We start from the raw sequence: 12,796 nt of genomic DNA, 5'->3' as shown, positions 1-12,796 counted from the left end.
AGCATGTCTCCTGTGTGGGGAATGTCCATTGCTCTTCAACATCCTATGACTGGTATTTAAAAAAACTGTTGACGAAAACGCTATCATATTTTATGATGAAAGCGCATTCTAAAACTAAATCAAGCGGGATTGTGACTGGTAAAGCAGGCAAGACCTAAAATTTGCGTAAATGAAAAAAGGATCGCTGTGTCCTTTATTCGTTGGCGAATTTTAGGTCTTTTTTGTTTTTAAAAAGGGGGAGAAAAAAGATGGATTACAGAGAGACTGCAAAACGCCTTATTATGCTTCTCGGAGGAAAAGAAAATGTCATTAGCGCCGCTCATTGTGCCACAAGACTGCGTTTGGTGATAAAAGATGAACAAAAAATAGATCAAGCGCAAGTGGAAGAGCTTGAAGGCGTTAAAGGCGCTTTCAGCAGCTCAGGGCAATATCAGATTATTTTTGGAACAGGCCTTGTGAATAAGGTATATGATGCTTTTTCTAAAGAAGCTGATTTAGAACGTGAAGAGGATGTGAATCACCAGGACGCTGCAAAACAGAAACTGAATCCTGCGGCGAGATTTGCGAAAACGCTTTCTAACATATTTGTTCCGATAATCCCGGCTATCGTGGCCAGCGGACTCTTAATGGGATTACTGGGGATGATAAATGCTTTTCATTGGATGAGTGAAGATTCCGCGCTGTTACAGCTGCTCGATATGTTTTCAAACGCGGCCTTTATCTTTCTGCCGATTTTGATCGGAGTCAGCGCTTCGAAAGAGTTTGGCAGCAACCCGTATCTGGGAGCGGTGATCGGGGGGATCATGATTCACCCTAATCTTCTGAATCCATGGGGATTGGCGGAAGCGTCACCTGATTATATGCATCTTTTCGGGCTTGATATCGCGCTTCTCGGTTATCAGGGAACAGTTATACCCGTTCTTTTAGCGGTTTACGTCATGAGCAAGGTGGAGAGATGGACAAGAAAAGTCGTTCCTCATGCAGTGGATCTGCTTGTTACGCCGTTTGTAACGGTGATTGTGACCGGATTTGTCGCCTTTATTGCGATTGGTCCTTTCGGAAGAGCGCTTGGCTCCGGCATTACTGTTGTTTTAACCTTTGTTTATGACCATGCCGGGTTTATGGCGGGCCTTCTTTTTGGAGGAGCTTATTCACTTATCGTGCTGACAGGCGTTCATCACAGCTTCCATGCGATTGAGGCCGGCCTCATTTCAGACCTTGGAAAGAACTATTTGCTGCCGATCTGGTCAATGGCCAATGTCGCGCAAGGCGGCGCAGGCCTAGCAGTATTCTTTTTGGCGAAAAAGGCAAAAACGAAAGAAATTGCTCTTCCCGCTGCGTTTTCTGCTTTTCTCGGAATTACAGAGCCTGTCATTTTCGGCGTCAACCTCCGTTACCGAAAGCCGTTTATTGCTGCGATGATCGGGGGTGCATTGGGAGGAGCTTATGTAGTTCTTACTCATGTGGCTGCTAACGCTTACGGACTAACCGGAATACCGATGATCGCGATTGCGGCGCCATTCGGATTTGGGAATCTGGCTAACTATCTCATTGGCATGTCCATTGCTGGCGTAACGGCATTTATTGCGGCATTTGTAATGAAGATTAATGAGGATGAGGAGAGGAAAAAATGACAAAACATGATCAAGAACTGCGTCGCCGGGCTTATGAAGAGATAGAGAGAAAAGAGCATATTGTCAAAATGGATCCGTACCGCCAGCATTTTCATCTTATGCCGCCGGTAGGTTTGTTGAATGATCCGAATGGGGTGATTCATTGGAAGGGGATTTATCACTTGTTTTTTCAGTGGCAGCCGTTTCATACGGGGCATGGCGCTAAATTTTGGGGGCACTATTCGACGACGGATCTGGTGAATTGGGTGTGGGAAGAGATTGCGCTTGCACCAAGCGAATGGTATGACAAAAATGGCTGTTACTCTGGCAGCGCGCTCAGAAAGGATGGTCAGCTCTATCTTTTTTACACAGGGAATGTCAGGGATCAGGACGGGAATCGGGAAACCTATCAATGCCTTGCTGTGTCTGATGATGGACGGAACTTTGAAAAGAAGGGGGTTGTCGCCCGCCTTCCTGAAGGATATACGGCTCATTTTCGCGATCCAAAGGTGTGGGAGCATGACGGCAAGTGGTATATGGTCATTGGCGCACAAACGGAGAACCTTAAAGGCAGTGCGGTTCTGTTTACTTCTGATAATTTGACGGAATGGACATTTCTTGGTCCGATTACTGGTCCGGGATTCAATGGACTTAAAGATTTCGGGTATATGTGGGAATGCCCTGATTTGTTTTCTCTTCAGGGGCATGATGTACTGCTTGTTTCACCGCAAGGGCTTTACGCGGAAGGCATTCATTTCCAAAATGTGAATCAATCAGGATACTTTGTCGGACGGCTTGATTATGATAAGCCCGAGATGAAGCATGGCGGTTTTACCGAGCTTGATCGCGGTTTTGATTTTTATGCACACCAAACCCTTGAAGATGAACGGGGACGGCGGATCATGTTTGCGTGGATGGGTGTTCCTGGCCAGGATGAAACATCTCATCCGACAATTGAGAATCACTGGATTCACTGTATGACGCTGCCGAGGCTGCTGACTTTATCAGGGGAAAAACTGATACAACAGCCGCTGCCTGAGCTGAAGGCAATGCGGACCAATGAGCAAACAATTGATGTGAAATTGCATCAATCAAACGAAGCGCTTCCGGTGGAGGACGTTGAAAGAACGGAGATTTTGATTGAGAATATCCAGACTCTCTCAGGATTTGAATTCGACATTCGCAAAGCGGCACGTTTTATATTTCGGAAGGATGAAGGGCTTGTAACATTGAAGCGGGTAAGCTTTGACGGCGAAAAAACGGAAGAAAGGCATTGCCATATCAATCGTTTGCATACGCTGCACATGTTTATAGATGCGTCGTCTTTAGAAATCTTTATCAACGAAGGGGAAGAGGTATTCAGTGCAAGATATTTTCCTTCCCTTGAAAACCATGAGGTGACAGTGAAGTCAAATGGGAATACGGGGATGAAGGTTTCCGTTTGGGCACTGAATTAGAATAAAATCTTTATCACTTTTAACTGCAATTTTTTCTTGTCGCCTGCTTATTTAGTAATAGGAATATTTTAAAAACGATAAAGTTGTTTAATATAGTCTGTGACCAAAGATTTTATTAAGATTCGAATGATGAGGAGAATAAATATTATGCAAAAGACTGAAAAAGAAAAGATGCTTAACGGAGACTTATACTTTGCAGATGACAAGGAACTGGTGAGAGAAAGAGAACACGCACAAAAATTAACGGGTTTGTATAATCAAAGAGTTGAAGGACACAGCGAAAGCCGTAATACTCTATTACAAAAGCTGCTTGGCTCAACTGGCGATAATATATCTATAATGCCTCCTTTTCATTGTGACTATGGTTATAATATCCATGTAGGAAATAACTTTTTTGCCAATTATGACTGTGTTATTTTAGATGTTTGTCAGGTGAATATTGGAGATAACTGTCTTATGGGGCCTGGAATTCATATTTATACAGCTTCTCATCCCCTTGATAGTGCAAAGAGGGTAAGTGGAGCTGAATATGGAAAACCAGTTACAATTGGGGATAACGTTTGGATTGGCGGAAGAGCAATTATTAACCCAGGAGTAACAATTGGACATAACGCCGTAATCGCATCTGGCGCTGTGGTAATAAAAGACGTTCCTGATAATACGGTGGTAGGCGGTAATCCGGCAAGAGCCATTAGACAAATTGATTAAAGATAATAATATGACAACAGGTAAGTTGTTCAACCTGAAGTAATGCTTAAGTTTCCATGGTGTGTCTTCTGCCTTCTGTGCAGGGAATGCCCATAGTATATATTGTGATTGTTTTCACATAATAATTTGCGATGTTTTCTCTAAAAGATGAAGAAGAAGTGCTTAGCGCAAAGTATTTTCCTTTCCCGGGAAATGAGGAGGTCTCTTTTAATTCCGCTGGAAAAACGGAGAGAACGTGTCGATATGGCCACTTGGTCAATAAAAATAATCCTTTTTTCTTATGTGAAATCTATGCCATCTGTGCTATTCTTCAACGATAGACTACTATATTTAAGGAGTTGTTTTCTTGAATTTGAATGAACAGAAGATAACGCCGGAATGTTTAGAAAAGGCAGCAGATCAAGTAGAGGATAAGAGAGAAGAATATAAAGAGGTCTTGCTTCAGCTCAAAAAGATGCTGGGAGGTTCCATGCCTCATAATGAAATGAGAGAAAAGCTTACTGTTACATACGAACAAATGAAGGAGTACGCGCTGTTTGTTCAATCTATTGAAGCGTTTCTGAGATCATCGGCGAGAAATCTTAAAGTGAAATAATCCCCCTCTTGAATAGAGGGGGATATTTGTTTATTTTTCAGTGAAGCGCATCGCAGAATGCTTCGTCGGTCCGATATATTGGTTCAGCGGGAACGATTCTTTAATCGCTGCTGTAATAAACTCTTTTGCCGCGTAAATCGCCTCTTTCACTTCAGTTCCTTTCGCAAGCTCTGCTGTGACGGCGGCGGAGAATGTGCAGCCTGCCCCGTGTGTGTAAGGCGTGTCGATCATTTCGCTTTCAAGAACTTCAGCCGTTTTTCCGTCATACAGAACATCTACGGCTTTCTCGTGTTTGAGTTTGCCGCCTCCTGTAATTAAGACATATTGGGCGCCGAGCGCGTGAATTTTTTCCGCTGCTTCCTTCATGTCTTCCACTGTTTTTAATTCGTCCATTCCGCTTAGCTGGCTTGCTTCAAAAAGATTTGGCGTAATGACTGTCGCAAGCGGCGCCAATTGCTCACGCAACGCTTCAGCGTGCTCAGGATAAAGAACTTCGTTCGCTCCTTTACATACCATCACGGGATCAATGACTACATTTTTTAACTGTTTTTCTTTAATCGTTTTTGCAGCCAGCTCGATAATCTCAACGGTTGGGAGCATGCCTGTTTTCATCGCATCAATGCCAATCCCGTCAACAATCGTCGCCAGCTGGGCGCGGATGGTGTCCGGATCAATCGGGAATACCTGATGATCCCAGCTGTTTTTGGGGTCCATCGCCACGATAACCGTTAAAGCTGTCATTCCGTAGACGTTTTTTTCTTGAAACGTTTTTAAATCAGCCTGAATCCCCGCGCCGCCGCTGGAATCCGAGCCTGCAATAGTGAGTGCTTTATGCATTGACATAAGTAAACCTCCATCATGTTTTATACCTCATTATAGTTAGATTTTCTCTTGATCACAATATTGAAGCCTATCAGGAATGAATTGACAATGACGTTGAGGTTTCGTAAAATGCTACATAATATTACTAGGTAGGGGTTTTGAATATGTTTAATCGTGAGCTTGTAAAGGGCAGTACCGTCATCTTACTTTTAACGCTGCTTAACGAACGGCCGATGTATGGCTATGAGCTTGTCAAAGAAATGGAGCAAAGAAGCGGGAATGAACTGCAAATGAAGGAAGGCACCCTTTATCCGTCGCTTCATAAGCTTGAACGCCAAGGTTATATTTCTTCTTATTGGGAGAAGCAGTCAAAGGGGCCTGATCGGAAATATTATCGCATAACAGATGAAGGAAAAGCGGTTCTTCTTGAGCGGATGAAGGAGTGGAGTCTGTTTTCGACGATGATGGACCGCATGCTGAAACGGGGAGGACAGAATGGATAAAGACGATTACGTAAACGAGATCAAAAAAGGGCTGCAAGATCTGCCGGACAGTGATGAATGGATGGAGGAATTGGAAAGTCATATCGGCCAGGCATTTGCTCATTACCTGAATGAAGGGAAAACCGAAAAGGAAGCGATGATGCGTATTTGGCACGAGGTCGGATCGCCGGCTGACATTATTCATTCCTTTAAAAAAGAAACATCCGTATCTCCCCGCGGGTTTTTATTATTTCATTTCTTTTGCAACCTATCACTCTTTGCTGCGGGTGCAGCCTTAACCATGATCCATGTATGGTCCGTTCATCCGTTTGTGAAAGCAGTATGGAGCGGAATTTCCGTGTCTGTTTGGCTGATATTAGGCGGTTATCTGCTTTATTGGATGTTTATTGGGTATCAGGCGGGAAGGGAATTCGGTTTAAGCGGGAAGAGGCTTGTCAATCATACGGTATCGGTTTCCATGGCGCCGAATGTGTGTTTTATGCTTGTCTTTCTGTTCGGCCTTGTGCCGGCTGATCTGTTTCAAGCTATGCTCACACCGGACTTTGTATTGGCCTGTGCCGTTGCGACCATGCTCTTTCCGGCATGCAGCCGGCTGGGCTGTTATTTAGGCAGGCGCCGTCTTGCCTAATTTTTTTCACCAAACTACATAGAAATACTACATACCGAGAGGAATATAATTAAAATGAAAATACAATCGTTTCTATACGGATTAATCGTTCATATAGCTATCTTCTTTTTTGTTGTATTTGGCATGTTTGCCGCTATGGCTGCGGCTGTTCTTCCTGCCTTTTTGTTTGACTGGCTCCCGGATGCTTTTTTTATGTTTTTCGGCGTTTTTCTGATGCTTTTTTTGTATGCGTTTGGCTGGTTTTGGGCTGCGAAATTTGCGCTTGATCAAAAACTGCGATGGATTGATTTTCAAATCGGTTCGCTGGTGCCGCTGGTTTTAATGTTCGCTCTCTTTTTTATAGATGGCGCAAGCGTAGCGGACATTGTTTATGATTGGGATGATGCGGGATGCGGTTTTGTTCCTCCGGCGTTTGTTTTTTTGTGCTCTTTTTATGCGTTTGTATTGCTCCCTGTTTATCAATATAAATTGCGGAATCAAGTATTTGCTGAAGGGGCTGATATGAAAAGAAGACTGTATCGCGTCTGGGGAGATCTCGTTCTCTTGCTTTTGCTGCTGATCGGAATTACGCTGCTCTTTGTTGATCGGTAGGAAATGCCCACTGTTCTCTTGTTGAATTTGTGTTTTAATAATACATGACAATATATTAAGAAGGAGAGCATCATGAAGATATCCATTGTAATTGTGACGTATAATCGAATTCCGGCCTTATGCGAATTGCTTGAGGCGATCTCTAGACAAACGATGAATCCATATGAAATCATTATCGTAAATGACGCGGGGGAATCGGTTGATCATGTAAAAGAACTGTATGCCGAACTTCCGATTGCTGTTCTCCATTTAGAAAAGAACGCGGGGCATGTATTAGCCAGAAATGCCGGTGTCAAACAGGCGTCGGGCGATTGTATTATGCTTTGTGATGATGACGATTTCTTTACGCCCGGCCATCTTAAGAGGATGGCGGAGGAAATGGAAACGGCGGATCTGGTCCATTCTGATGCGGAAATTGTTTCATTTGAAGAAAGAAACGGGACGAGATATCCGCTGTCACGGAAATTATTCGCCTATACGGCCGACTATGAAGACATGAGAGTATTCTCCACATATGTGCCGTCCGGCAGTATGTACAGACGTTTTTTGCACGATGAATTAGGGTATTTTGATCCTGATGTTCATAACTATTGGGATTGGGATTTTTATTTGCGAGCGGCGAAAGAGCACCGGGTCAAGCGTGTTGCTTGCGCAAGTGTGATTTATGCGTTTTCTGACGCAGGCGACAATCAGTCCAGCGACCTTGGCGCCAAACGGAAACAATATTTAGACCGGCTGAGCGAGAAGCATGGGCTCGGGGAGCTTCCGACAAAAAATTTCGCCGTCTTGTTAGAAGAGCCTGACATGAAAAGACGTGAAGCAGCAAGCGACATCGTTTGGGACGGGCAGCCCGTTTATTCCAGACTTCACCGCTCATAAGGGAGGATTACAGCCTTGAAGCAGCTTTTAGAGGACAGCTGGTGGGATCAGCTGAAAGATGAATTTGAAAAACCATATTATCAACAACTGAGAGAAATGCTGAAACGGGAATATGCAAATGAAACGATTTTCCCGGAAAGCAAGGATATTTATAATGCTTTACACTATACTGCCTACGATCACGTAAAAATAGTGATTCTTGGCCAAGATCCTTATCACGGTCCCGGCCAAGCCCACGGTTTAAGTTTTTCTGTGAAACCGGGCGTAAAGCAGCCGCCTTCACTAAAAAATATCTTTTTGGAGCTTCAGGATGATCTGGGATGCAGCATACCGAACCACGGTTCGCTCGTCAGCTGGGCGAAGCAGGGAGTCCTGCTTTTAAATACGGTGTTAACGGTGCGGCGCGGCCAAGCCAACTCCCATAAGGGAAAAGGCTGGGAGCAGCTGACAGACCGGGTCATTGACGTGCTGAATGAGAGAGAGCAGCCGGTTATTTTTATTCTGTGGGGCAGGCATGCGCAAATGAAAAAAGAACGGATCGACACGTCCAAGCATTTCATCATTGAGTCGACTCACCCAAGCCCATTCTCGGCGAGGAACGGATTCTTCGGAAGCAAGCCGTTTTCACGGGCGAATGCTTTTTTAGAAGAAATGGGTCAAGAGCCGATTCAATGGTGCATTCAAGATTTATCATAGAAAAAAGCGCAGGCGTGTTCTGCGCTTTTTTATTTCAATAATTTACGTATCAAACGCAGCCCGATTTTTGAGGAAGGATAACGGAAAGCAAGATCGAAGCGGTTTGTTTGTTTCAAAATGCTTTTTTTATGTGTAAACGTGTTGAAGCTGTCGAACCCGTGATAGCGTCCGATTCCGCTTTCTCCGACACCGCCGAATGGCAGATATGGTGTAGCCGCATGCATTAATGTATCATTTATACATCCACCGCCGAACGATATGTTTTCTAAGATGTGTTGCTCGACCGTTTTATGATTTGTAAATAAATAAAGGGCAAGCGGCTTTGGACGTGCGTTCACCATCGCAATGACTTCGTCGGTGCTGCGGTAGGTAAACAGCGGGAAAATCGGCCCGAAGATCTCTTCTTGCATCACAGGCGCTTCATCCTTGACTTGATCAAGAATCGTTGGGGCGATTTTGTGATGCTTATGATCCGCTTTGCCGCCGGTCAGAGGAATGCCGTCATTCAGAAAGCCGATAAGCCGCTGAAAGTGGCGCTCACTGACGATTTTGCCGTAGGCCGGATTCAGCTCCGGCTGGTGACCGAAAAATTCGCCGATTATATGCTTCATTTCGTTCACGAATTCCGATTTTATCTCCTCGTGAACGACTAAATAGTCTGGCGCAATGCATGTTTGGCCTGCATTTGTAAATTTCCCGAAGATGATCCGTTTGGCGGCGAGCTTGATATCAGCATCCTTATGGACGATGCAAGGGCTTTTGCCGCCAAGCTCCAATGTTATGGGAATTAATTGTTTAGCAGCTGCTTCCATCACGATTTTTCCTACGGAGACGCTTCCGGTGAAAAAAATATAGTCGAAGGGCTGTTTTAATAAAGCTGTGCTGGTATCAGGCCCGCCTTCAACTAAGGTGACATAGCCAGACGGAAACACGTCGCGAATGATGCTGGAAAGAACCGCTGAAACGGCGGGTGTATATTCTGACGGCTTTACGATGACTGTATTTCCGGCCGCAATAGCCCCGATGAGCGGAGAAAGAGCCAGTTGAAATGGATAATTCCATGGCGCAATCACCAAAACCGTTCCATAAGGCTCGGGTATCATCACACTTTGTGAGCCGATATGGGTCAATGGCGTTTTTACTTTTTTCGGCTTGGCCCATTTTCTCAGACGTTTCATGACAAAGCTTATTTCTTTAAGAACAATTCCGATTTCTGTCATGTAAGCCTCGTGCCCTGATTTGTGGAGATCCTGATAGAGAGCGGATAATACATCAGCTTCATAGGTTTTGATGGCTTGTTTTACGTTACGTAAAGCGTCAAGCCGCGCTTTAATTGATCTTGTATGTCCTGCTGTGAAAAACGCTTGATGCCGGCTGATGATAGAGGGAATGCTGTTCATTCCGACTCTCCTTTCTGTATGTGACGGTCAGTTCATTATGGAAGAATGATTTTTCGATTGTCAAATGCGCAAAGCTTGTCAGAAAAAATAACAAACTCGCATCTGCATTGATGTCAGGAATTTGATAAAATGCAAGTAGTACGAAATTTTCAGATGGAGGATTCTTTCATGAATATTCATATATCCGCGTTACTTCAGAAGATGGAAGAGGAGCTGAAAAAGGCCAAAACGGCGCAGCAGGATGAGGAGCTGAAACAGCATATAGCAGTCGTCCGTTCTTTATGCGACGTCGTCATGGACAATTCAGATACGCCTCGTTCGCCAGAAGCTTCACCGACTATAACCGCGTCTCCTGTTGCGGCGCCTGCGGCAGACCCGATGCTGCTGGAAAAAATGATGGGCAGCGCCGGGCTGAGCCAGTATCGCAAGAAGGAAAAAGAGAAGAGCGAAGAAGACGGAAACGGCGATTCATTATTCGATTTTTAACAGGAAAGGTTGATTGATTTGAAATTGGTTCTTGGCGCCTTGCAATGGACGGCTTTTATGATTGCGGCGGCGATTGTGGTCCCGGTGGCGGTGGCGCAATCGTTTCAATTAGATCACTCTGATTCAGCCAGATTGATTCAAAGCACTTTTTTTGTGCTAGGGGTTGCTGCGATCATTCAGTGTCTCAAGGGACACCGCCTGCCTATAAATGAAAGCCCGGCCGGCTTGTGGTGGGGTGTTTATACAATTTACGGCGGTTTGACGGGCACGGTCTTTGCTACGTTTGGAGATACACTCCGGGCATTGCAGGGCGCGCTGCTGTTAAGCGCGGTATTCTTCTTTATATTTAGTGTATGTAAAGTCATTGAAAGACTGGCGGTTCTATTTACACCTGTTGTCACGGGTGTGTATTTGCTGCTTCTAGTTATGCAGCTGAGTCAGCCGATTATAAAAGGACTGCTTGGGATCGGCTATTTAAAGGACAGTGTCGACGGTCTTGTATTCGGTCTTGCCATGGTTGTGGTAGCAGCCACTTTTATGATGAGCAATTCAAAGGTGTCTTTTTTAAAGCAATATTCAATCTTACTGGCGTTATTCGGCGGCTGGGTGCTGTTTGCTATCGCGGGTGCCGCCAAGCCGATTCAAATGCCTGACCGTCTGTTTCAGCTTCCGGCGCTGTTTCCGTTCGGAAAGCCGATCTTTGACAGCGGCCTTGTGATTACGTCACTGTTTATTACCATTTTGCTTATTGTTAATATGCTGGCGAGCATACGAGTCGTCGAGCTGGCTGTGAAAAAGTTCGGAGGCAAGCCGGAGCGGCATCATGAAAGACCGGCCGGATTCGCGGCTTCATTCAGCCATTTGCTCAGCGGTTTGACCGGTGCAATTGCGCCGGTGCCGATTTCAGGCGCGGCTGGTTTTATTGAAACAACGAAAATGCCTTCTAAAAAACCATTTTTATTAGGAAACGCTATTATTATTATCATCAGTATCATCCCTTTCTTTATGAATGCGTTTGCGAGCCTGCCGTCACCTGTCGGGTTTGCGGTGAATTTTGTCGTGTTTTCAACAATGGCGGGTTTGGCTTTCGCTGAATTCGATTCATATGAGAACACGGAGACAAAGCGGGTCCGTACCGTGATCGGTCTTTCTCTGCTCACCGGCGTTGGTGTGATGTTCATTCCTGAAAGCGCATTAACGGGCATGCACCCGATTTTTATTTCGCTATTGAGCAACGGGCTTGTCCTGGGTACTTTAGTTGCGATAGGGACAGATCAATTACAGCTTTGGAGAAAGAGGAAATCTGACAATCTCGTGTCATCGTCGGACGATCGTTGAATTTTGGTTCATGTGCGTTATGATAAACATATCAATTTAGCGAAAAGGCAGGAGAGGAATAGATGAAATTATTTTTAATATTAGGCGCGATTAATGCATTGGTCGCAGTAGGGCTGGGCGCATTCGGCGCGCACGGTCTTGAAGGGAAAATTCCTGATAAATATCTTCAGGTCTGGCATACAGGCGTGCAATATCATATGTACCATGCGCTTGGGCTGCTGGCTGTCGCGTTTCTTGCCGATAAGCTCTCAGGTGTCGGCAGCGTCACTGCGGCGGGCTGGCTGATGTTTGCAGGTATTGTGCTGTTTTCCGGAAGCTTGTACATTCTCAGCGTGACGCAGGTTTCCATACTCGGCGCCATTACACCGCTTGGCGGCGTGGCGTTTATCGTTTCATGGATTATGATCGTCGTTGCGGCTGTTAAATATTTATAAAGAAAAAAAGCCAATCCTCACAGAGTGAGAGATTGGCTTTTTATTTATCTAGGCGAATAGGAGGCCATCGAATATGGATAGGTATAAGCAATTTCTTCATCAAACGTGACGTAATCAAGATAAATCGTCAAGAGAAGGTAGCGGGTCCCTGTTTTCGGATCGCTTATGATAATGTGGTCACGCCCAGCCGCTTGTATCACCCCGCGGAATATTTTTGAGTTCCACTCCTTGCTGTTTTCAAACGTCATATAAATCGTGGCGGTTTTTCCCCGATTCAGCCTCAGGATATTCTCGATATACGATTCTTCAATAGGCAGCATGCCGGGTACGTTTTGAGATGGAGAACCGCCCGTTTGCTGAGACGGTATTTGAAACCCTCCGCCTTGCTGCTGAGTCGGAAATCCGCCGACCTGCTGCTGGGTCGGAAACCCTCCGCCTTGCTGCTGTTGGGATGGAAAGCCGAATCCTTGCTGTCCCTGCATTTGCGCACCCTGTCCTTGCTGCTGCGGATAAGGATTGGGGCCGTATTGCGGCTGATACCCCTGCATATCAAATCCTTGCATTTGCTGATACTGATTCTTTTTCGGTTTCATTTCGTTCCTCCTTTTTATAAAAACCATTAAGGATCATCTCCCGCCTCGAGTCT

15 protein-coding genes are annotated in these 12,796 nt (G+C 45.2%); 12 read left to right on the top strand and 3 right to left on the bottom strand.

The window, feature by feature from the left end:
- Nucleotides 1-248: 248 nt before the first annotated feature.
- From AAHT65_RS04835 to AAHT65_RS04820, 4 genes are all read left to right on the top strand, one after another.
- Nucleotides 249-1,634 carry a sucrose-specific PTS transporter subunit IIBC gene (locus tag AAHT65_RS04835; RefSeq protein WP_268513959.1) on the top strand — a complete coding sequence of 462 codons (1,386 nt, stop codon included), beginning with the start codon at nt 249-251 and terminating at the stop codon, nt 1,632-1,634.
- Nucleotides 1,631-3,070, top strand: coding sequence for a sucrose-6-phosphate hydrolase (locus tag AAHT65_RS04830; protein WP_343311057.1), 1,440 nt, complete (start codon nt 1,631-1,633; stop codon nt 3,068-3,070). Before AAHT65_RS04835 ends, AAHT65_RS04830 begins: the two co-directional genes overlap by 4 nt.
- Nucleotides 3,071-3,217: 147 nt before the next feature.
- A complete protein-coding gene (locus AAHT65_RS04825; RefSeq protein WP_343311055.1) occupies nt 3,218-3,778 on the top strand; it encodes a sugar O-acetyltransferase in 561 nt (186 codons plus the stop codon).
- A 346-nt stretch (nt 3,779-4,124) separates the two neighbouring features.
- Entirely contained in the window at nt 4,125-4,373 is a 249-nt protein-coding gene (locus AAHT65_RS04820; protein ID WP_003326431.1) for a hypothetical protein, read from the top strand.
- A 30-nt stretch (nt 4,374-4,403) separates the two neighbouring features.
- Here the strand turns inward: AAHT65_RS04820 and AAHT65_RS04815 are convergent, their stop codons facing one another.
- Nucleotides 4,404-5,216, bottom strand: a complete 813-nt coding sequence (locus AAHT65_RS04815) for a bifunctional hydroxymethylpyrimidine kinase/phosphomethylpyrimidine kinase (RefSeq protein WP_343311054.1) — start codon at nt 5,214-5,216, stop codon at nt 4,404-4,406.
- A gap of 143 nt (nt 5,217-5,359) precedes the next feature.
- Here AAHT65_RS04815 and AAHT65_RS04810 point away from each other — a divergent pair, with 143 nt between their 5' ends.
- From AAHT65_RS04810 to AAHT65_RS04790, 5 genes are all read left to right on the top strand, one after another.
- The gene (locus tag AAHT65_RS04810; RefSeq protein ID WP_088118206.1) at nt 5,360-5,698 is read left to right on the top strand and encodes a PadR family transcriptional regulator; all 339 of its coding nucleotides are present in this window, start codon (nt 5,360-5,362) and stop codon (nt 5,696-5,698) included.
- Nucleotides 5,691-6,326, top strand: coding sequence for a hypothetical protein (locus AAHT65_RS04805; protein ID WP_343311053.1), 636 nt, complete (start codon nt 5,691-5,693; stop codon nt 6,324-6,326). Before AAHT65_RS04810 ends, AAHT65_RS04805 begins: the two co-directional genes overlap by 8 nt.
- Nucleotides 6,327-6,380: 54 nt before the next feature.
- Nucleotides 6,381-6,917, top strand: coding sequence for a hypothetical protein (locus AAHT65_RS04800; protein ID WP_167375109.1), 537 nt, complete (start codon nt 6,381-6,383; stop codon nt 6,915-6,917).
- A gap of 72 nt (nt 6,918-6,989) precedes the next feature.
- Nucleotides 6,990-7,796 (top strand): glycosyltransferase family 2 protein, encoded by an 807-nt coding sequence (locus AAHT65_RS04795; protein WP_277714059.1) that lies wholly within the window; start codon nt 6,990-6,992, stop codon nt 7,794-7,796.
- Between the two features lie 15 nt (nt 7,797-7,811).
- Nucleotides 7,812-8,492, top strand: coding sequence for a uracil-DNA glycosylase (locus tag AAHT65_RS04790; protein WP_063638187.1), 681 nt, complete (start codon nt 7,812-7,814; stop codon nt 8,490-8,492).
- Nucleotides 8,493-8,521: 29 nt separating this feature from the next.
- Here the strand turns inward: AAHT65_RS04790 and AAHT65_RS04785 are convergent, their stop codons facing one another.
- A complete protein-coding gene (locus AAHT65_RS04785; protein ID WP_343311052.1) occupies nt 8,522-9,892 on the bottom strand; it encodes an aldehyde dehydrogenase in 1,371 nt (456 codons plus the stop codon).
- 168 nt (nt 9,893-10,060) lie between these two features.
- Between AAHT65_RS04785 and AAHT65_RS04780 the strand changes: the two genes are divergently transcribed.
- The 3 genes from AAHT65_RS04780 (at nt 10,061) to AAHT65_RS04770 (ending at nt 12,150) form a co-directional block, all read left to right on the top strand.
- A complete protein-coding gene (locus AAHT65_RS04780) occupies nt 10,061-10,378 on the top strand; it encodes a YwdI family protein (protein ID WP_003326442.1) in 318 nt (105 codons plus the stop codon).
- Between the two features lie 18 nt (nt 10,379-10,396).
- On the top strand, nt 10,397-11,716 hold the full coding sequence (locus AAHT65_RS04775) for a purine/pyrimidine permease (RefSeq protein WP_106272383.1): 1,320 nt from the start codon (nt 10,397-10,399) through the stop codon (nt 11,714-11,716).
- A 62-nt stretch (nt 11,717-11,778) separates the two neighbouring features.
- Nucleotides 11,779-12,150: a DUF423 domain-containing protein gene (locus AAHT65_RS04770; protein ID WP_003326444.1), complete on the top strand. Its 372-nt coding sequence runs from the start codon at nt 11,779-11,781 to the stop codon at nt 12,148-12,150.
- Nucleotides 12,151-12,194: 44 nt separating this feature from the next.
- Here AAHT65_RS04770 and gerQ read toward each other — a convergent pair whose 3' ends face one another.
- A complete protein-coding gene (gene gerQ / locus AAHT65_RS04765) occupies nt 12,195-12,743 on the bottom strand; it encodes a spore coat protein GerQ (RefSeq protein ID WP_088118201.1) in 549 nt (182 codons plus the stop codon).
- Between the last annotated feature and the right edge of the window lie 53 nt (nt 12,744-12,796).

Source organism: Bacillus atrophaeus, from assembly GCF_039519175.1.
GTDB lineage: Bacteria > Bacillota > Bacilli > Bacillales > Bacillaceae > Bacillus > Bacillus atrophaeus.
The sequence above is the reverse complement of the archived record's forward strand: the minus strand, read 5'-3'. Positions and strand labels throughout refer to the sequence as shown.